The organism is Nocardia sp. NPDC059691, assembly GCF_042733915.1.
GTDB classification, from domain to species: Bacteria; Actinomycetota; Actinomycetes; order Mycobacteriales; family Mycobacteriaceae; genus Nocardia; species Nocardia sichangensis.
Window position 1 is genome coordinate 170,210 of sequence record NZ_JBHWFB010000006.1, and the last position, 18,727, is coordinate 188,936.

General features: G+C 66.6%; 18 protein-coding genes and 2 pseudogenes. 10 read left to right on the forward strand and 10 right to left on the reverse strand.

From position 1 onward, the window contains the following. Positions 1-167: 167 nt before the first annotated feature. Positions 168-1,574, forward strand: a complete 1,407-nt coding sequence (locus tag ACFV2O_RS15530; protein ID WP_379252320.1) for a selenium-binding protein SBP56-related protein — start codon at positions 168-170, stop codon at positions 1,572-1,574. A 329-nt stretch (positions 1,575-1,903) separates the two neighbouring features. Here the strand turns inward: ACFV2O_RS15530 and ACFV2O_RS15535 are convergent, their stop codons facing one another. The 3 genes from ACFV2O_RS15535 to ACFV2O_RS15545 all read right to left on the reverse strand — a co-directional run bounded on the left by ACFV2O_RS15535 (position 1,904) and on the right by ACFV2O_RS15545 (position 5,789). Then, positions 1,904-2,053 (reverse strand): excalibur calcium-binding domain-containing protein, encoded by a 150-nt coding sequence (locus ACFV2O_RS15535; RefSeq protein ID WP_379252321.1) that lies wholly within the window; start codon positions 2,051-2,053, stop codon positions 1,904-1,906. 976 nt (positions 2,054-3,029) lie between these two features. Continuing rightward, entirely contained in the window at positions 3,030-4,409 is a 1,380-nt protein-coding gene (locus tag ACFV2O_RS15540) for a DEAD/DEAH box helicase (RefSeq protein WP_379252322.1), read from the reverse strand. An 819-nt stretch (positions 4,410-5,228) separates the two neighbouring features. After that, a complete protein-coding gene (locus ACFV2O_RS15545) occupies positions 5,229-5,789 on the reverse strand; it encodes a TetR family transcriptional regulator (RefSeq protein WP_379252323.1) in 561 nt (186 codons plus the stop codon). 181 nt (positions 5,790-5,970) lie between these two features. On the opposite strand from ACFV2O_RS15545, the gene ACFV2O_RS15550 reads away from it, so the two are divergent. Further along, positions 5,971-7,200: an alpha/beta fold hydrolase gene (locus ACFV2O_RS15550; RefSeq protein ID WP_379252324.1), complete on the forward strand. Its 1,230-nt coding sequence runs from the start codon at positions 5,971-5,973 to the stop codon at positions 7,198-7,200. Between the two features lie 469 nt (positions 7,201-7,669). Continuing rightward, positions 7,670-7,828 (forward strand): WXG100 family type VII secretion target, encoded by a 159-nt coding sequence (locus ACFV2O_RS15555; RefSeq protein WP_379252325.1) that lies wholly within the window; start codon positions 7,670-7,672, stop codon positions 7,826-7,828. 6 nt (positions 7,829-7,834) lie between these two features. Here the strand turns inward: ACFV2O_RS15555 and ACFV2O_RS15560 are convergent, their stop codons facing one another. Further along, positions 7,835-8,737 carry a LysR family transcriptional regulator gene (locus tag ACFV2O_RS15560; protein ID WP_379252326.1) on the reverse strand — a complete coding sequence of 301 codons (903 nt, stop codon included), beginning with the start codon at positions 8,735-8,737 and terminating at the stop codon, positions 7,835-7,837. 188 nt (positions 8,738-8,925) lie between these two features. On the opposite strand from ACFV2O_RS15560, the gene ACFV2O_RS15565 reads away from it, so the two are divergent. After that, positions 8,926-9,219 (forward strand): DUF1330 domain-containing protein, encoded by a 294-nt coding sequence (locus tag ACFV2O_RS15565; protein WP_379252327.1) that lies wholly within the window; start codon positions 8,926-8,928, stop codon positions 9,217-9,219. 129 nt (positions 9,220-9,348) lie between these two features. On the opposite strand, the gene ACFV2O_RS15570 is transcribed toward ACFV2O_RS15565, so the two are convergent. Next, complete coding sequence (locus ACFV2O_RS15570; protein WP_067806012.1) at positions 9,349-9,552, reverse strand: cold-shock protein; 204 nt, start codon at positions 9,550-9,552, stop codon at positions 9,349-9,351. 473 nt (positions 9,553-10,025) lie between these two features. Here ACFV2O_RS15570 and ACFV2O_RS15575 point away from each other — a divergent pair, with 473 nt between their 5' ends. After that, a complete protein-coding gene (locus tag ACFV2O_RS15575) occupies positions 10,026-10,433 on the forward strand; it encodes an ATP-binding protein (RefSeq protein WP_379252328.1) in 408 nt (135 codons plus the stop codon). A gap of 6 nt (positions 10,434-10,439) precedes the next feature. Here the strand turns inward: ACFV2O_RS15575 and ACFV2O_RS15580 are convergent, their stop codons facing one another. Beyond that, a complete protein-coding gene (locus ACFV2O_RS15580) occupies positions 10,440-10,814 on the reverse strand; it encodes a MerR family transcriptional regulator (RefSeq protein WP_379252329.1) in 375 nt (124 codons plus the stop codon). 430 nt (positions 10,815-11,244) lie between these two features. Here ACFV2O_RS15580 and ACFV2O_RS15585 point away from each other — a divergent pair, with 430 nt between their 5' ends. After that, complete coding sequence (locus ACFV2O_RS15585; protein WP_379252330.1) at positions 11,245-11,538, forward strand: ANTAR domain-containing protein; 294 nt, start codon at positions 11,245-11,247, stop codon at positions 11,536-11,538. A gap of 19 nt (positions 11,539-11,557) precedes the next feature. Here the strand turns inward: ACFV2O_RS15585 and ACFV2O_RS15590 are convergent, their stop codons facing one another. The 4 genes and pseudogenes from ACFV2O_RS15590 to ACFV2O_RS15605 form a co-directional block, all read right to left on the reverse strand. Next, on the reverse strand, positions 11,558-12,172 hold the full coding sequence (locus ACFV2O_RS15590) for a DUF2254 family protein (protein ID WP_379252331.1): 615 nt from the start codon (positions 12,170-12,172) through the stop codon (positions 11,558-11,560). A 14-nt stretch (positions 12,173-12,186) separates the two neighbouring features. After that, positions 12,187-12,852, reverse strand: a pseudogene (locus ACFV2O_RS15595) (DUF2254 family protein); the annotation flags it as partial. A 96-nt stretch (positions 12,853-12,948) separates the two neighbouring features. After that, positions 12,949-13,362: a heme-binding protein gene (locus tag ACFV2O_RS15600; RefSeq protein WP_379252332.1), complete on the reverse strand. Its 414-nt coding sequence runs from the start codon at positions 13,360-13,362 to the stop codon at positions 12,949-12,951. Positions 13,363-13,443: 81 nt separating this feature from the next. Continuing rightward, positions 13,444-14,583, reverse strand: a complete 1,140-nt coding sequence (locus tag ACFV2O_RS15605) for a glutathione-independent formaldehyde dehydrogenase (RefSeq protein ID WP_356964064.1) — start codon at positions 14,581-14,583, stop codon at positions 13,444-13,446. A 351-nt stretch (positions 14,584-14,934) separates the two neighbouring features. On the opposite strand from ACFV2O_RS15605, the gene ACFV2O_RS15610 reads away from it, so the two are divergent. The 4 genes and pseudogenes from ACFV2O_RS15610 to ACFV2O_RS15625 all read left to right on the forward strand — a co-directional run bounded on the left by ACFV2O_RS15610 (position 14,935) and on the right by ACFV2O_RS15625 (position 18,724). Beyond that, on the forward strand, positions 14,935-15,231 hold the full coding sequence (locus ACFV2O_RS15610; protein WP_355078074.1) for an antibiotic biosynthesis monooxygenase: 297 nt from the start codon (positions 14,935-14,937) through the stop codon (positions 15,229-15,231). A gap of 567 nt (positions 15,232-15,798) precedes the next feature. Next, positions 15,799-16,301 (forward strand): annotated as a pseudogene (locus ACFV2O_RS15615) (general stress protein). A gap of 3 nt (positions 16,302-16,304) precedes the next feature. Continuing rightward, a complete protein-coding gene (gene dnaK, locus ACFV2O_RS15620) occupies positions 16,305-18,188 on the forward strand; it encodes a molecular chaperone DnaK (RefSeq protein WP_379252334.1) in 1,884 nt (627 codons plus the stop codon). Between the two features lie 8 nt (positions 18,189-18,196). Then, on the forward strand, positions 18,197-18,724 hold the full coding sequence (locus tag ACFV2O_RS15625) for a nucleotide exchange factor GrpE (protein ID WP_379252335.1): 528 nt from the start codon (positions 18,197-18,199) through the stop codon (positions 18,722-18,724). Positions 18,725-18,727: the final 3 nt, after the last annotated feature.

The window sequence follows — 18,727 nt, forward strand, 5'->3', positions numbered from 1 at the left end:
TCTGCCGCCGCGCCGGCGGTAGCTGGTGAATCTGCGTCGATAGGCCGAGACTGTTATTGCCTGCCCGCGCCATACGGCACGCGACCACACGGGTCGCGCTCGCCTCGGAACCGCCAGATCGGGCGAGGTGCGTGGGTCTCCGCCTATCGACATGAAGGAGGCTGGAAATGAATCACTCAGACTTGGACCCGACCTTCTATCGGAGCGCAGCGGAGGCGGCAGCCGCGCCACCGGAGCGGCTCGCATACGTTGTTGCGTTCGACCGCGCGGCACAGAAGCCAGATGCGCTGTCGGTAATCGATGTGGATCCGGGCTCGGCTACCTACGGCCGGGTGGTGGGCTGGACCGAGGTACCCCACCTGGGCAACGAGCTGCACCATTTCGGTTGGAACGCCTGCAGCAGCGCGCTGAAGCACGAGGGCCACCATATGGAGGGGCTGGCTCGGCGGTACCTGATCGTGCCGGGTCTGCGCTCGTCGCGCCTGTACGTGTTCGACACCCAGCCCGACCCACGCCAGCCCACCCTGTCGAAGATCGTGGACAGCTCCGAGCTCGCGGCCAAGGCCGGCTACTCCCGTCCACACACGCTGCACTGCGGGCCGGACGGTGTGTTCATGACCTGCCTCGGCGGGGCAGACGGATCGGACGGCCCGGGCGGAATCGCGCTGCTCGATCACGGCACGTTCGATGTGCTGCGGCAATGGGAGACCGACCGTGGGCCGCAATACCTGGCGTACGACGCCTGGTGGCATCTCAACCAGAACACGCTGATCAGCAGCGAGTGGGGCACCCCGGCCATGATCGAGGACGGACTGAACCCGGAGCTGCTGCTGGCCAACAAGTACGGCCACGCGATCCACTTCTGGGACCTCAGCGCCGGTCGGCACCAGCAGCGGATCGATCTCGGCGAGCAATACCAGATGGCGCTTGAGCTGCGCCCGTCGCACGATCCGGACGCCGCTTGGGGGTTCGTCGGCGTGGTGATCTCGACCGAGGATCTGTCGGCCTCCGTGTGGCGTTGGCACCGCGATGGCGGCGTGTGGGCGGTCGACAAGGTGATCACCATCCCGGCCGAGCCAGCCGATCCCGACCTGCTGCCGCCGGCACTGAAACCGTTCGGCGCGGTGCCGCCGCTGGTCACCGACATCGACCTGTCGGTCGACGACGCGTACCTCTACGTCTCGTGCTGGGGTACCGGGGAGCTGAAACAGTTCGACGTGCGCGATCCGGCTGACCCTAAAGAGACCGGGTCGGTCCGGCTCGGCGGGATCGTGGGCCGCGCCGCCCACCCGGCCGCGCCGAACCAGCCGCTTGCCGGCGGCCCCCAGATGGTCGAGATCAGCCGTAACGGTCGGCGGGTCTACCTCACCAACTCGCTCTATGGCGCATGGGACGACCAGTTCTACCCGGATGGGGTTGGCGCCTGGATGGCCGTGATGCGCATCGATCCCGACGGCGGAATGACCATCGACGAGTCCTTCTTCCCGCACGACGAGGACTTTCGAGGTCTGCGGGTGCACCAGGTGCGCCTCCAGGGCGGCGACGCCTCCTCCGACTCCTACTGCTACCAGTAGTCGGGTCGAGCGGGACCACTGGATCTCCACCGCGTATGCCCGGTCGGCGAAGTGTCCGCACACGTCCAACCTCGGACACGCTGTTGGCGCTAGAGGATCGTCCCCAGAGGTGCTCGCCGAAAGTCCCAGGCGCCTTGGGGTTTGAACTCAGCAGCCTCGTCGGTGTAGCGGGACGATCGTCGTGTCGGTTGGCATGCTCGGCCGGGCTGGTTCCGGGGTGGTCAGCAACGCGAAGTCGACGTGGTTGTTCTGTACTGCCGCCCGTGGTCTCGAGCCGGATTATTCAGAGCCATCCTCAGCCGCGCCAGCACCAACAGCGTCGGTTTGCCCTATTCGCAGGCGATGCCGTCCTTGTCGCGGTCCAGCTCTGATCTGTAGCCGGGTTCTCCCCGCCGTAGCGGCGCGGCGCCCGCGGCCTTGGCGGCGGCGCAGTTGGAGTAGTAGACGCTGGGAGCCGCCGGTCGCGGTGGCACCGGCACGGCCGCCGCCGGAGGTGTCGGTACCACCGCCGCGGGCGGGGCGGGCGCGACCGCAGCTGGCGGCGAGGTGGGGGCGATGGTCGTTTCCGGTGTGGTCGGCGGCAGTGGTACGGCAGTGGTTGTCGGCGGCAGGAGTGTCGTGTGGCCAGCGGATACGACTGATGTCGTGACCGGTGTTGTGGTGGTTGGTGTTGACGCGGTTTCGGTACCGCAAGCGGCGGCCGCGAGCGTCACTGCCGCGCACGAAAGGAGAGCGGCAGCGTGTCGCCGTGGTGATGTCATGGTCTCTTTCCGAGGTAGAGGTGTACGTCCGAGCGCAGGTGCACGCCGCCGCGTCGACGGAAAGGGCGACGTGCAGCCATGACGCACCGCCATGGCATTGCACGTTGCGTTGTCGGCTGTGGTTCCGTCCCGCAGATTCTGCGTGGTGTGCAGCTCGGGAACTGCCAGCCTTATCGGAATCGGCCCGGGTTGTGTTTCGGGTGTCCAACGCCGTTGGTCTGGCCTGTGGTTCACCTCGGCCCGAACGTCGGTGGTCCTGCCGGTTGGACCGTATCCCTTCTTTCGACTCGGTTGCCTCTGAGCCCCTCTACCAGTCCCGACGATGAGACCGCACGTCTGGCACCTCGGAAGTCGCTGTGCTGGAGACCATTCGCCCTCACTTCGCGCGGAGCTGGGCGCGGACGGTCAGTGTCCGTCTCTGTCGGTGATGTCCGGCCAATCCAGCTTCGCGTGGAATCGGAGGGTTGGATCGGTCTCGTGTCCCAACCCTCTTGGCCACGCCTGCAGATTCCGCGGCCGCACAATCGCACGGCAACCCATCAGGCGCGACTGCCTCGCGCTCGATGGGTTGCCCGCCAGCGCCGGCGTCATCAGCCATGTTCACCAGCATTCGACGCCCGGCATTCCGCTGGCCATGCTCAGCGACGCGGCGATCTCGGCATGGGCTTGCCTGGGGGAGCGACCAAAACGGGCCCTATGCGACCGTTCCGCGCGCGGAGTGAGCGCGCGGCTTGGCGCGCGACTGACCTTGCGCCGCACCGCCGTTGCGACGGCCGCCGCCTCGGCGCGGTCCGCCGCTGCCCCTGCGCGGTCCGCCACTGCTACGGTACGCTCCGCTGCCGCTGCGGCGGTCGTCTTCCCGTGCCGCCCGGTCGCTGTAGGGGGGCGCGACGAGTGGGGCAACCGTGCCGACGAGCTCGGCCACCACGGGCGAATCGGCGGTGACTCGTTGCGGGGTCACAGTGATCTTGGCCTTGCGCATGAGGTCGGCCAGGTCGCGTCGTTCGCCGGGCAGCACCAGGGTGATCACTTCACCGGAGTTGCCTGCCCGCGCGGTACGGCCCGAACGGTGCAGGTACGCCTTGTGTTCGGCGGGCGGATCAACGTGCACGACCAGTTCGACACCGTCGACGTGCACGCCGCGCGCGGCCACATCGGTCGCCACCAGCACCAGGGCATCACCGGCGGCGAAGACCGCGAGGTTGCGGTCGCGGGCGCCCTGCGAGAGGTTGCCGTGCAGATCGACGGCCGGGATTCCGGCGAGGGTCAGCTGCTTGGCCAGTTTGCGAGCCTGATGCTTGGTGCGCATGAACAGGATTCGCCGACCCGAGCCCGAGGCGAGCCGGTGTACGACCTCACGCTTGGCTTCGACGCTCGCGGTTTCGAAAACGTGATGGGTCATGGCGGCGACCGGGGAGTTCGCCTCGTCGACGGAATGCAGCTCGGCATCCGGCAGGAAGCGGCTGACCAGCTTGTTGACGCCGTTATCCAGGGTGGCCGAGAACAGCAGGCGCTGACCGTCATTCGGGGTGGCCGCGAGAATGCGGGTCACGCCTGGCAGGAACCCGAGGTCGGCCATGTGGTCGGCCTCGTCGATCACGGTGACCTCGACGGCGTCGAGGGAGATCAGACGTTGGTTCATCAGATCCTCGAGCCGGCCGGGGCAGGCGACGACAATGTCGACACCGGCGCGCAGCGCCCGGACCTGCCGGTTCTGCGGGACCCCACCGAAAATCGTGGTGACCGTCATGCGATAGGCCGCGGCGAGGGGTTCCAGCGCGGCCGTGATCTGGGTGGCCAATTCCCGAGCCGGCGCCAGCACCAGGCCGGTCGGGCGGCTCGGTGCGCGCCTACCGGCGAGACCGCGGCCGAGACGGTCGACCATCGGGATGGCGAAGGCGAGCGTCTTGCCGCTGCCGGTCCGGCCACGGCCCAGCACATCGCGTCCGGCCAGCGAATCGGGCAGGGTGTCGGTCTGGATCGGAAAAGGTTCGGTGATCCCGGCGCGAGTCAACGCCTTCACCAGCGGTGCGCTCACACCGAGCGCGGCGAAAGAGATGTCAGCAGAACTCATAGATGTTGCGGTGCCTTTCGGACATCAGGTGGTGCCCGAGCCGTCTGTGGACCTTCGGGGTCCGCGCCGGGGGCACGAAGTGGCGAGATTGCCGATGGGCAAAATCGATCGCCGTAAGAAGAGCGGATGCGGCAAGCGCTGGTTGCGAAGCGAATGCGATCTACGACGCTTGGCGTGACATGTCACGCACTTGATCAACAATAGCCTGTGATGGGCGGTTCGTACTCATCGGGTGAGGTTTCTCGCTTCTGGCCAGGGCTGGGTCGCCAGGCTCGTGTTCGAAATCTCCACCCGCGATCAGCTCCCGAGGCCCCGCATGACGCGCTTACCGTCGCCGGGCGCGAGCAGATCTTCCTCGACAAGGCTTCCGGCAAGCTTGCGTCTCCTCCGGAACCGGACAAGGCGCTGGTGGTGGCCACTTTGCGAACCGTCCAACGCCACCGTCATCATCGACAAACTCGAAACCCTGCGACTGATCGAGCGGCAAACCCACCCCGCTGACTGCCGGGCCGAACAGTGGACACTCACGTCCGAATGCGCCGAACTCCGGAAGAGGGGGGCCGTGGCGCTGGCGGCCTCGACCCGGCCGCTGCTCATGCGGCCGTGCGGGCGATCCGCGACTGGATGTCCAGCGCATGACTATCTGTGCCACACACTGAGGGTTCGATCTTTACCGCATCGGGCACGGCGCTGATCCGCTTATCGCGCCCGCGTGCGATGTGTGTTCGTCGCGAATGGCCTTCCGCCGCTGGTCATTACGCGGGAACACCGGAATCGGAGTGCACTGCTGATGCCGAGGGGTGTTGACCGCCGCTCGGGTCAATGGCGCGCCGGTTCGATGTCGAGCGCGCGTTGAAGCTGGCTGGCCCACCAGCGCAGGTGAGCGGTCGAGTCTTGCGCTGCCGCGCCGGTGAGGCCGGCGCTCCGACGGAAATCGACCCCGTAGAGGGGCTCGGTTGCCATCGCCTGGTGGAGGGCGGCGACCGCGAGCCGTGTCTCGTCGAGGGAACTTCCGGGAGGCCGACTCCGATGCAGGGCGTCGACGACCGGGTCGAGCATGCCGCCACCGCGGTCGCGCCAACCCGCCGCGTGCAGCGCCACCGCGAGTTCGCCATAGCCGCCCCGATACACGGACTCGAGCGACTCGACGAGCTCGAGGACATCGGTGCCGTGCTCCAGCCATGCGGCGATGACGTCGTGGAGCGCGGCTCGAAGCCGACGTCCACCATGGCGAAGGAGTTCGGCGAGCAGCTTCTCGCGATTGCCGAAGTGGTGGGAGACGCCGGCGTCGGTCATGCCGACCCGCGCTGCCACTGCGCGCACCTGTACAGCGGCGACGCCTCCCTCGGCCAGCAGCGAAGCCGCGGCATCGAGGATCAACCGACGGGCTTCGTCCGGTGGTCTGCGCGTTCTCGAATTGGTCACCTCGGAATCGTACCTTGACTAGCCAAGGTTTCACTGCGTATCGTTACCTCGACGACTCAAGGTAACTTGGAGAGGGTATGTCGATGGTCGAAATCGTGGTGCTGAGAAAGAGATTCGGCACGGAGGTGAATCGGCGATGACGGACATGACCCTCACGCTGCCCGACGTCACACTTCGAGCCACGGTGACCGGCGCGGGCCCCACGGTCCTGCTGCTTCACGCGGGCCGAGAGCGTCGCGACGTCTGGGCGCCGGTCACGGAGGGGATGACCGAGTGCGGACTGCGGACGGTGGCCTTCGATCTGCGCGGGCACGGCGAGAGCTCCGGGCGGGCGACCGCATTGCGGGTGATCGCCGACGACGTGATCGAGATGGTGGTTCGCGAACCGGCGCCGATCGTCGTGGTGGGCGCCTCCCTCGGAGGGTTGGCAGCCGTCGCCGCCCTCGCGGAGTCGTCCGTCGCGCAGCGTGTCGCCGGCCTCGTGCTCGTGGACGTCGTCCCCGACATCGATGCGGATCGCGCCCGGCGCTGGCTCGACGACCACGGACTCCTCGCCCGAGATACCGAGCTCGCCGACGACATTCTCGCGTCCCGCTCCGAACTCCACGCGGTCATCTCGGCATCGGACCTGCCCATCCTGCTCGTGCGGGGAGGACCACGGTCTCCGCTCGGCGACGCCGACGTGGACCGGCTACGCATGACCAACCAGCGTGTCACCGTTGCCCGCGTACCGGACGCCGGGCACCTCGTCGCTCGCGACGCCCCTGCGGAACTCGCGCGCATCGTTTCGGCGCACGCCACCAAGTGGCTCGGGACCGACGGCGTCGTCCGCCGCGCGTTCGAGCTACAGCGCACGCTCGGCGCCGAACAGATCGATCACCCAGGCGGGACCCTGTTCGAGCACCTTCGCCGGGTGCACGCCCTCACGGTCGAATGGAACTCAGCGCCACGAACCCGGCTGGCGGCGATCTGCCACGCGTCATACGGCACCGATGGGTTGCCGCATGCCCTGCTGCCGATCACGGATCGCCAGCGGCTGGATCACGTCATCGGCCCCGACGCGGCGGCGCTGGTATACCTCTACGGCGCATGCGAGCGCTCGCGCACCTACCGCGAGCTCGGCCGACGGCCCTTGCCCGTGACCGGCAGATTCAGCGGCGGCTCGAAGACGATCGGAGGAACGGAACTCCGTGATTTCGCCGTCCTGACCATCGCAAACGAGCTCGACGTCGCCCGCCACGCCCGGCTGGCACCGTCGATTCGCAGCGATATCCGTGACCTCGTCGCCGCGCTGGCCGTGTACGCGCCGGTCGAGGCGGCGGTAGCGCTTGCCGATGAAGCGCTCGCTCGAGCGAGCGCCGAGTGAGCCCAACCGGCTGCTCGAAGCCGTCTGGGTACTCGGCGAGATTCCGTACTCGACGGCGCGGCGGCGCGCCGGGCGGCGCCGGCACTCCAGCTGCGAGGCGCATGCTGGTGCCTCGCCGACTTGTTCACCGAAACCGGCTCTCCTCCAGCTGAAATCGTGCCTCGAGCAAATGGCCGACCTCTTCGGCTCGGATCAGCGCGCGGCGTGACTGCAGTGTGATTCCGTCCCGTGCCGTCGGCAGCTCCGAGGCAGCTTTCTGTGAGCCGGTTTGCCGCCGGTAGGGCGATAGACGAGCTTGGCGTCGCGTCGATGGCGCCAGTTCGATCAGGCCCAGACTTGATGAGCTCCAGGAAGGGCGGGCGGGTTCAGGGTGATGGTCTGGGGCCGGGGGAGAGCATGGCGACAAACGATCAACCACTGAAATGTCGTTCGCGACCCGGTGACGGCGGTCGGCAGGCATGCCCTTGACATGGCGCAGCAGCTGAGATCGGGATCCGTGGCATTGGACCGTGAGGTTCAGGCGTTGTTCGATACCTGGAAGGGGAGTGCCGCCGATGCTTATCACGAGGGGTGGGATGACATGCAGGACGGCGCGGTGAAGGCATGGGATGCGCTCTGCGTGACCTGATGCGCGTCAGTCCGGCAGCCAGTTCAGCTCGTGCGCCAGGGTTTTGGCGACAGCACGGATGCGGCGGTGTAGCGGCGACTGCTCGCGTGGGAGGACCAGGTGGAGCGTCAGGCTGGGCGCGCCCCGCAGCGGTCGCCAGGTGAGACCGGCTGGTTGTGCCGTGACCGCGGTTTCTCCGGCCGGGGCGAGGGTGAGCCCGTCGCGTAGGTCGCGCTGAGACATGTCGAAAGAGACTGCGAGCGTGTGGAATCGGGGGGTCGGCCGGATCTCGCGGAACAGTGCGGACAGCTGATCGTGGATCACGGGATTGGCCGCACGGTCCGGGAGTCGCAGCGGATACTCGGCCGCATCGGCGATCTCGATCTCCGGATGTTCGGCCAGCGGATGATGCTGTGCCAATTGGACCCCGACGCGCACACGCCGCAGCAGGAACCGGCGCACGCCACGACCCGGCTGTTCGCCGCGTGTGATCCCCGCATCGATGCGGCCGTCGGCGACCGCGGGAGAGATCTCCGGCGTCGCCATCGGGACCGCGCCGACCTCGAGTCCCGGGCTGCTGCGAATGAGCCTGTCCACCAGGGCCGGTGCCGTCTCGGCCCCCGCGCTGAGGCTGTATCCGATGCGCAGCGTGCCCAGTTCACCGGCCCCCGCATTCCGGGCGATGTCCCATGCCCGGTCCAGCGCCGCCAGCGCAGGCGGCGCGGACTCCGCCAAAGCCGCACCGGCCGTGGTCAATACGACGCTACGCGTATTACGAACCAGCAGGGCAGTACCGAGTTCCGCCTCCAATCGGCGCATCCGGGCACTGAGTGCGGGCTGTGCTATCCCGATCCGTGTGGCCGCGCGGGTGAAGTTCAACTCCTGCGCCAGCACCAGGAAGTACCGCAGGCTCACCGTATCCGGCGCCACATGCCCTCCCTGCCGATTGATAACGATCCGTTCTGAGTCTATCGCGTACCGGTCTTTCCCTCGACCGCGCATCAAGCCCTAACCTGCGCATATGACGATTCGGCTGACCGCAGTACCCGTCGCCGGGATCGGTCGATCTGAGTGTCGATTCGAAGTCGGACGTGTCCGGCCGAACACAGGAGGTTTCCATGGCTAAGGGCTACTGGGTCAGCGTCTACCCCGCCATTTCCGACCCTGGGAGGCTGACTGCCTACAACAAGCTGGCCCGTCCGGCTGTCCAGGCTGGGGGCGGGCGCGTCCTGTCCCGTGGCGGTCGAGTCGTCGCCCACGAGGCCGGAATCACGCAACGCGTCGTTCTGATCGAGTTCGACAGCTTTGAACAGGCCGTCGCGGCATACGAGAGCGAGGCATACCAGAAGGCGCTGGTGGCCCTCCCCGACGGCGTCGAGCGCGACTTCCGCATCATCGAAGGCATCGACTGACCTGCGGGCCCAATCATCGCTGAGCATCCGTCACCTGATACAAACACGGTGCTGAACGAGGTTCAACGAAAAGAGCTTCGCACCGACCTCGGTGCGAAGCTCTTCACAAACAAACGCGATCGCGCGGAATCAGATGGCGCGGACGTCCTGGGCTTGAGGACCCTTCTGGCCCTGTTCCACCGAGAACTCGACACGCTGACCCTCGTCGAGGGATTTGTAACCCGAGCCGCTCACGGCCGAGTAATGCACGAAGACGTCCGGGCCGCCTCCGTCCTGAGCGATGAAGCCGAAGCCTTTTTCACCGTTGAACCACTTCACACTGCCTTGAGCCATGCTGTAAACAACTTCTTTTCTGTAGTGAGCCGAGCAAATTCTTGGTGAAAAGCCCGTACTCAACCTCTCACTATGCCACACCCGTCGCCGTTCGCTCGCCTCACGCAGTGATCAGAGGGTCCGGCCTACGGGATGCGGACGGCTGAACGTCACGCCGAGACCTGCCGCCGCAGACGATTCCTGCCCCGGCGATTCGCCCCGCTCGGCAACCCTGCGAAGCGGGACTTGTCCTCGGATGTGGACCGCGGGACCGCAGCCGGTCACGCCGGGTGTGCGGCAGGCTGGCGGGACCAGGCCGTGCTCTGCATTCCCGATCGATGCGGGGTATCGGAGAACCGAACGATTCTCAACACCTCACCCGGTCCGCAGTGAGCGTGGATGCGGTGTTTTCGCCGGGGCGGGGTGAGGGTATGCCGCCGATGTAGTGCTGTCCGCGTGGAGGCCGGTACTGAGCGAGCGGAAGGAGGGGCAGGGTGGGAATTTCGACACTGGATCAGGCGCGCGCCGACGGCGCTGTTGTCGAGTGGGATCTCGAGGTGGTGCCGTTGGGGCAGCTGCGGGCTGCGGTGCGCCGCCTGCTCGCCCCGCTCGCCGGTATCGGGGTGGAGGATGCGGTGCAGGTGTGTGACGAGTTGGCCGGCAACGCTGTCGTGCATGCCCGCGCCCCGCGTGGTTGCCGGTTGATGGTGGCCGACCACGGCGGCTGGTTGCGTGTGGAGGTCGACGATGCTTCGCCCGTGCCGGCGCGGATCCGCCGACCGGATCACACGGGTGGGCGCGGGTTGATCCTGGTCGATCAGCTGGCCACCTGCTGGGGTGTGGACTATCACGGCGGCGGCAAGACGGTGTGGGCCGAGCTCGGCACCCGCGGCCCCGGCTGATCGGAGCTAGCTGCCGGGGTCCGGCGCGGGCGGGTCTTGCCGGGTGAGTTCGGCGTTGAGCTCGTGGGCTTGGGCGAGTTGGTCTTCCAGGACGGTGATGCGACACGCTGCCTCTAGCGGTGTGCCCGCATCGACCAGCGCGCGGACCCGCGCGGCGATCCGCAACTGGGAGCGGGAGTAGCGGCGGTGCCCGCCAGGTGAACGCTGCGGTGTCAGCAGGTCGGCGGCGTCCAGGCCGCGCAGGAAGGCGGGGGTGACGCCGAGGACTTCCGCGGCCCTACCCATGCTGTAGGCGGGGTAGTCCTCGTCATCCAGCCGGTCGGCGGCACTGGAAGCGTCGGTCGGGTCGGTCGGATCGGTGGGGTCGTTCGATTGCTGCACAACACCTCTGGGGTCAACGTCGGCAGGCCCCGGCGCGTGGTGCGCCGGGGCCTGGGATCGAGGGGGTTTTCACGTCGATCCCGCCGGTCGGGCGGTAGAGCCGACCGCGGGGACCACGCCCGGCAACAGCCCGGGACGCGGAATCTGGGAAGAGCTGTTCAGTCACCACCTCCTGAGTTGCCGGACCTGTCTGCGAAAGTTCGTCATCCCCTCCGGCGGTCCGGCCGACTGCACCGGATTCTCTTCTCCGCCGGAGGGGATGTGGATCTTGCTTCCGGTGCAGTTCACCTGCCCGGCCAACCAGACATCTCATCTCCAACGAAAGAGAAACTACACTCCACCCTCCCGAATGTCTACACCCTGCGATGCAGATTTTTCTGCATCACGAGTAGGGGTTTTCTGTATGCCGTAGCTCGGGTAGGGCTGGGATGTGGACATTGAACAGCCCCGACCGCCCGGTGATGCCGATCGGTTCGCATTCGAGGCCGGCCGCGCGGTGATCGAGCAGGCCAAAGGGATGCTGATGCTGGTGTACGGGATCGGCGAGCAGCAAGCGTTCGCGCTGCTGCGGTCCTGCTCGCAACACACCAACGTGCGACTACGCGAATTGGCCGGGCGGATCCTCACCGAACTACCCGCTGCGGGCGGGCAAGCCGCCCGAGCCCCGATACGCTTCGAGCTGAACCGCATCCTGGCCGGACATTCCCCGCCCTCCGGCCGATGAAGCTACTCGCGATCGTCGATCATGTTCCTGCGCCGGCGCGCTTGGTCGCCGCCTCCGACTCCGCTGCGAGGTCGGCGCCCGAACCGATGCCCTGCTGATCGGCGACCAGCGCCGCACGTCGGTCGCGCTGGTCGTCGTAACTGCGGTGTACGGCGGCGACGAGCACGTCGAGCTGCCGCTCGAGCGGTGGGTGCCGCTCGGGTGGTGCGACCGTCAGGAGGTCTTCCAGTGCGGCGCGTAACCGGCGCGATGCCTGGGGGGAGGCGGCTCCGGCGAGGCAGAGCTCGTCGAACGCGAGCCGGACGTAGCCCGCCCAGCTGAGCGTGCGCTCGATGAGCCGAACCTCGCCGCCGTCGTCGTGGTGCCGGCCGGAGGGGAAGTCGCGGTTGGCGAGCTGCCGCAGGCAGTCGTGCAGTCGGTCGATCACCATCACGGCGGTGGTCGGGTCGGTGAACGGTTGGGCCAGACCGCGCTCGGCAATGTCGACCAGCTTGCGGAAGCCGTACGCCGGGTCATCGCCGTGGGTCCGCTCCGCGGCGAGGACGACGAGGCCTGCGACACGGGCGTGGTCGAGACGGACGGGGTCGCCGTGCACGCGGAACAGCGGCGCGCCTGCTGGTACGAAGTCGCCCATGAGGGGACCATCTCCATCACGCAGCCGGCCTCGGACGCTGCTGCGACCAGCGCGGGACGATCCAGGTCGATAACGAGCCCCGGTTCGGGCGAGACCACGACATCAGGCTGGGCGTGCGGCGGCCCCTTCGCTGGGTACTTGCGGTCCAGCTGCTCGTGCAGATGATCGCCGACCAGGTCGATCAGGCCAGAGGCGCGCAGCGCGTTTCCCGAATGGTGGATGTAGAGGAACAACGTGGCGATGCTGGCCAGCATCAGCAGGTAGGCCACCGACACGGTCAGGCCTGGCACCGTACCCTCGCCCACGGCGTTGACCTCGCGGATCGCGAGGATCGCGAAGATGAACGTCGAGGCGAACAGCCCGTAGGCCAGCTGGCTGCTGCGGTCCTGGAGCAACGCCCGCACGATGCGCGGCGAGAACTGGCCCATCGCGAGCTGGACGGTCACCGTCGTCACCGTGAGTACGAGCGTGGTCAGGGTGACCATCGCGGCGGCGATGGTGCTGAGGATGTTGGACACCGCGTCCGCCGAGCCCGTGATCGTCACCGGGATCAGCCGATCGCCGAACTGCCGATCGATCGCCACGGTCACGAACGACAGCCCGACCGAGGCCAGCACGCATAGCAACGGCGTGATCCACAGGCTGGACCGCAGCCGATGACGGAACCGCAGGCACACCATCGAACGCCTTTCTCATCCGGCCGTGGCCGAAACTCGCGGTGCGGCACCTGCTCTCGGGGCTATCCGCGACGGCGCCCTGTCGACGTAGTTCACTGCTCACATCGCCGTCGAGGCCGCCTCGGCGACAGCCTTGTCCTGCTCTCCGGTGCCGCCGCTGACGCCGACCGCCCCGACGACCTGGCCGTTGCGCCGCAGCGGCACACCGCCGGCGAAGATCATGATGCGCCCACCGTTGGAGGTATGTATCCCGTAGAACTGCTCGCCCGGACGCGCATCGGCGGCGAGGTCCTCGGTCGAGATGTCCAGCGCTCGGGCGGTGAAGGCCTTGTTGATCGAGATGTCGATGCTGGCGATCCATGCGCCGTCCATCCGCACATGGGCTACGAGGTTGCCGCCGGCATCGACCACCGCAATATTCGACGGCGATTCGATCTCGGCGGCTTTGGCCTGCCCGGCGGCAATCACCCGCTGCGCGTCGTCGAGGGACACCGAGGTCTGGTTCATTGTCATGACGCACCTGTCCCGGTCTTCGCGAACTGCTTGCCCTGCAGTGCATTCGCCATCGTTGCGCTCCTATCGGTCCGGGCCGCCTCACGGATGCATTACGACCTTGGTCCATCCGTCGTCGCGGGCATCGAAATGCTGGTAACCGGACTCGGCCTCAGCCAGCGGGAGTTCGTGAGAGACGATCCACGACGGTTTGGCCCTGCCTTCATGGATCAGGTCACGAAGCTGGCGGTTGTAGTGCTTGACGTTGGCCTGCCCGGTTCCGGCCTTTTGACCCTTGAACCAGAACTTGCCCATGTCGAAGGCGATCTTGCCCTTCTTCTCCAGCTTGTCGGGCGCGTCGGGGTCTTGTGGCAAGAAGATGCCCACCACGCCGATGTGCCCGGTGAACCGCACCGAATCGACCAGCCGGTTCATGGTCATCGCCGAATCCTCATTTCCCTGCGGGTCATGGGCCTGATAGCCGACGCACTCACAACCCTTGTCGGCGCCGTGCCCGTTGGTCTGCTCCAGCACCTGCTCGACCGGGTCGCCCTTCGAGTCGTCGATCGGTATGACGCCGATCTGCTCGGCCAGGCGCAACCGGTCTGGATGCCGGTCCACTATCATCACCTTGCTCGCGCCCTGGATCATCGCCGAATATGCCGCCATCAATCCCACAGGGCCGGCCCCGTAGACCACCATCGAATCGCCAGGCTGCATATCGGCTAGACGGGTGCAGTGCCAACCGGTCGGGAAAATGTCCGCCAGCATCACATAGTCGTTTTCTTTGTCCTGAGCATCCTCAGGCAGCCGCAGACAGTTGAAGTCGCCGAACGGCACCCGCAAATACTCGGCCTGTCCGCCCCAGAACGGTCCCATCCCGGCGAAACCATACGCGGCGCCCGCCATCTTCGGATCCGGATGCACCGTCAGGCAGAACGCGGTCAACCCTTCCTCGCAGTTTCGGCAGAAACCGCAACCAATGTTGAACGGCAGGCACACCCGGTCCCCGGAGGTGACCTTTACCACCGCATTGCCCACCTCGGCGACGATCCCCAGGTTCTCGTGACCGAGGACCATCCCGGGCTCCAGATCGGTGCGGCCCTCATACATGTGTAGATCCGACCCGCAAATGTTGGTGCTGGTGATCTTTACCAGCACATCGGTCGGCTGCTCGATCCTCGCATCGGGCACATCCTTCACATGAACCTCACGGGGCCCGTCGTACACAAGCGCTTTCATCTCGATACTCCTGACATGCGGCGTTTCCGGTCGACGCCCGGCGGCCACAGGCGGTTACGTGTGAGCGACAGACCGAACGAACGGTTCTGCTCGGGCAGCCGAGGCGACAGCGCACGCAACGGAAGAACACACCAAAACTAAGGCACACCACCATGTTTCGCGTCATGAACAACAAGCAGTGGGTGCATTCCAGGCGTCGCGTTCTCTCCACCCTGGAGTCTCCTCTTTCGGCTCCGCGATCGCTAGGGGGGTCGAGATCGGTCTCATTGATTTGTGGGCTAGGCTCCTTCTCTTCACCGGTCGATGATGTGATGCTGGATCATGTCCACCACCTCGAACAGGAGACCCGCCATGGCCACCAAGGCGCTGCTGGTCCGACTCGAAGCCAAACCCGGCAAGGAAAACGCGGTCGTGGAATTCCTCCGATCGGCGCTGCCACTCGTCGAGCAGGAGCCCGGCACGAAGCCCTGGCTCGCGGTACGGTTCGGCCCCTCGACGTTCGGCATCATCGACGCATTCCCAGACCAGGCCGCCCGCGAAACACATCTCAATGGGCCGGTCGGCAAGGCCCTCGGCGAACGCGCCGACGAACTCTTCGCCGCGCCGCCCGAAATCAGCAACCTCGACGTGCTCGCCAACAAGCTCTGAACCACCGACTGGAGACAGCCCGCCCGCAAGCTCGACAGAACCGCGTCACCCACCTGACCGCGAACTTTGGTACGCGAGTCCGCCGAACCTGTCGGATTCTCGGTGCGCAACGACGAGGTGAGCGCAACAGATGACGATGCCTCGTCGGTGAAGTCCTCGCGCAGGCGACCGCTGTTCTTGGCGCGACCGGGCACGGAGCCGTGACTCCCGGTGCTCCCGTGGCTACACTGTGTGGCGTAGTTGGCTTCCACTTCCGACCTGCTGGGAGCTTGTCACACCGCTCAGCAGTCCCGATCTTTCGTATCGGAGTTCTACTCGTGGAAGCACCGAAGTAGTGGCTGATGCCCGGAGTGCGCGCACCGGCCGCCTCGAGCGGGTTCCGGCACTCCTATGCCCCAGCCGGGGTGTGGACGCCACCGCCTCCCGTTCTGTCGACGCCTACAGGCGGATGAAGAACTTTCAGCGGTTGAGCCGTCCGTGAGTTCGAGCGGTTGACCGACCGGCCAGACGCCGAACTGGTTCACGCAGGCTCGGCGAACACCGAATCATCGACGCCCAGGGGGCGTGATGTCAGAGTCCAATCGCGGAGCCTCGCCGATACGTCTGAACCAACCTGCCCGCCAGGTAATGGCAACGTTCGACGACTACGCCGACGCTGAAAGCGCCGTCGACTACCTCTCCGACCAGCATTCAGCAGTCGACGAACTGGCCGTCGTCGGACGCGATATCGAGCTGGCCGAGCAGGTCGTCGGCCGATTGAACTACGGCTGGGCCGCTTTGCGAGGCACCGCCGCGGGCGCGCTGACGGCGCACTGTTCGGCTGGATCTTCGGATTACTCGACTGGGTCCAGCCGTTGCTCACCGGCCTCGTGCTCGCCTGCTACGGGCTGGTGTTCGGCGCTGTTGTCGGCGTCCTGCTCGGCCTATTCATGTACGCGCTGCGGGGCGGTCGGCGCGACTTCACCTCAATCCAGTCATTACAACCACGTCACTACGAAGTCCTTGCCGACGTCGAGGTCACGGACGAAGCCGTTCGCCTGCTCACCGGCCGGACCGATCGAAAGGAATGAGTCATGGCGACCGCTGTAGGTATCGACCTGGGCACCACGAACTCGGTCATCGCAAGCTGGCAAGGCGGCGAGCCGGGGGTGATCTCCAATGCCGAGGGAGCGCGGACGACGCCGTCGGTGGTGGCCTTCACCGAGAGCGGGGAGCGGCTGGTGGGTCAGCTCGCCCGACGGCAGGCGATCTTGAATCCAAAGGGCACAATATACTCCGCGAAACGCTTCATCGGACGTCACTACGACGAGGTCTCCGAGGAGGCCAAAGCGGTCAGTTTCGACGTCGTGCCGGGCGACAACGGCGAGGCTCGATTCGACGTGCGGGGCAAGAAGTACGCGCCGGAGGAGATCAGTGCCCTCGTGCTGCGCAAGCTCGTCGACGACGCGAGCAAGTTCCTCGGTGAGAAGGTCAAAGAAGCGGTCATCACCGTTCCCGCGTACTTCAACGACGCACAGCGCAACGCCACCAAGGACGCCGGCCGGATCGCAGGCCTCGAGGTTTTGCGGATCATCAACGAGCCGACCGCCGCGGCACTGGCATACGGCATGGACAAGCAGACCCACGAGACCGTACTGGTCTTCGACCTCGGCGGCGGCACCTTCGATGTGAGCCTGCTCGACGTCGGCGAGGGAGTGGTCGAGGTTCGTGCCACGGCCGGCGACTCCCACCTCGGCGGCGACGACTTCGACCGACGTCTGGTGGACTACCTCGCCGACGAGTTCCAACGGGCGGAGAACATCGATCTGCGCAAGGATGCCCAGGCGTTGCAGCGCCTCTTCGAGGCAGCGGAGAAAGCCAAGGTCGAGCTGTCCTCGGTGACACAGGCCCAGGTCAACCTGCCCTTCGTCACCGCTGATGCGAACGGTCCCAAGCACCTCACCACCACGATCATGCGATCGAAGTTCGAGGATCTGACGGCGGATCTGGTGGAACGCTGCCTCGGCCCGGTGAAGCAGGCGATGAGTGACGCCAAGGTCACCGCCAACGACATCGACGAGGTGATTCTGGTCGGTGGTTCGACACGTATTCCGGCGGTGCAGGCGCTGGTTCGCCGGCTCACCGGCGGCAAGGACCCCAACATGAGTGTCAACCCGGACGAGGTCGTGGCGCTCGGTGCCGCAGTCCAGGCGGGCGTGCTCAAGGGCGAGGTCTCCGATGTGCTGTTGCTCGATGTCACCCCGCTGTCCCTCGGCGTCGAGACCCAGGGCGGGGTGATGACCAAGATCATCGAGCGCAACACGACGATCCCGGTCCGGCGCAGTGAGGTGTTCGCGACCGCGGAAGACAATCAGCCCGCAGTGGATGTCGTGGTCCTGCAGGGCGAACGCGAACGGGCCGCCGACAACCGGGTGCTCGGTCGCTTCCGGCTGGAAGGCATCCGGCCCGCACCCCGTGGCGAGGCCCAAGTCGAAGTCACGTTCGACATCGACGCCAACGGCATCCTCCACGTCACCGCCCGCGACAAGGACACCGGTAAGGAGCAGAGCATCACGATCAGCGAGCAGAGCAACCTGGACCAGAGTGAGGTCGAGCGCATGCTCGCGGAGGCCGAACGGAACCGGGCCGAGGATGAGGCGCTGCGAAAGGCGGTCGACGCGCGCAACGCGCTGGATTCGGTTGCCTATCAAGTGGAACGGCGACTCGCCGAACTCGGTGACAGTGCTCCGCCGCACGACAAGGCACGCGCCGAGATGCTGATCGCCGACGCCAGGAAAGCCGTGGAAGACAATGCTCCCCCCGCCGAGGTAGAGCCACTCACCTCCGAGTTGCAGCAGCTGCTCTACGGGCTCGCGCCGGTCCAGTCCGGCGGCGGAGACGGACACCGGGCAGGCGGCGGAGACGCTGCGTCGTCGGATGACGACGACGTGATCGACGCCGAATTCGATCGAAGCTGAGGCACACGATGGAAAGGTCCGCAGATCATTCGACGACCGAGTCGGCTGCCGAGTCGGCTACCGACGGGGATCAGACCGAGACGGCGCCGGATCGCACCGACACGGGGGCCGAGCTGGCTCAACTCGAGGACCGCTGGCGCAGGGCCCTTGCAGATCTGGACAACCTGCGCAAGCGGTTTGCCAAGGATCTGGACCGTGCCCGCGCCGCGGAGGTGGCGAAGGTTTCCGCTGCGTGGCTCCCGGTGCTGGACAATTTGGAGCTCGCGCTGGCCCATGCGGGCAGCGATCCCCAGGCCGTCGTCGAGGGCGTGAAGGCGATCCGAGACCAAGCGGTGCAGGTGCTGGCGCAGTTCGGCTTCGAGCGCCACGACGAGGTCGGTGTGCCGTTCTCCCCGGAGCTACACGAAGTGGTCAGCGTGGTGGCCCAACCGGACGTTCCCTCCGGGACCGTGATCGAGGTCTTGCGCCCAGGCTATGGAGAGGACGGTCGGCAGTTGCGTCCCGCCTCGGTGGTCGTCAGCAGACCCGAGGGGTGAGCA

Bases quoted from the DNA above. Each gene is read 5' to 3' on its own strand.
- ACFV2O_RS15570 (WP_067806012.1), bottom strand. From the start codon at position 9,552: ATGGCTCAAGGCAGTGTGAAGTGGTTCAACGGTGAAAAAGGCTTCGGC.
- ACFV2O_RS15625 (WP_379252335.1), top strand. From the start codon at position 18,197: ATGGAAAGGTCCGCAGATCATTCGACGACCGAGTCGGCTGCCGAGTCG.
- ACFV2O_RS15610 (WP_355078074.1), top strand. From the start codon at position 14,935: ATGGCCACCAAGGCGCTGCTGGTCCGACTCGAAGCCAAACCCGGCAAG.
- ACFV2O_RS15530 (WP_379252320.1), top strand. From the start codon at position 168: ATGAATCACTCAGACTTGGACCCGACCTTCTATCGGAGCGCAGCGGAG.
- ACFV2O_RS15565 (WP_379252327.1), top strand. From the start codon at position 8,926: ATGGCTAAGGGCTACTGGGTCAGCGTCTACCCCGCCATTTCCGACCCT.
- ACFV2O_RS15555 (WP_379252325.1), top strand. From the start codon at position 7,670: ATGGCGCAGCAGCTGAGATCGGGATCCGTGGCATTGGACCGTGAGGTT.
- ACFV2O_RS15550 (WP_379252324.1), top strand. From the start codon at position 5,971: ATGACGGACATGACCCTCACGCTGCCCGACGTCACACTTCGAGCCACG.
- ACFV2O_RS15600 (WP_379252332.1), bottom strand. From the start codon at position 13,362: ATGACAATGAACCAGACCTCGGTGTCCCTCGACGACGCGCAGCGGGTG.
- dnaK (WP_379252334.1), top strand. From the start codon at position 16,305: ATGGCGACCGCTGTAGGTATCGACCTGGGCACCACGAACTCGGTCATC.
- ACFV2O_RS15605 (WP_356964064.1), bottom strand. From the start codon at position 14,583: ATGAAAGCGCTTGTGTACGACGGGCCCCGTGAGGTTCATGTGAAGGAT.
- ACFV2O_RS15590 (WP_379252331.1), bottom strand. From the start codon at position 12,172: ATGGGCGACTTCGTACCAGCAGGCGCGCCGCTGTTCCGCGTGCACGGC.
- ACFV2O_RS15540 (WP_379252322.1), bottom strand. From the start codon at position 4,409: ATGAGTTCTGCTGACATCTCTTTCGCCGCGCTCGGTGTGAGCGCACCG.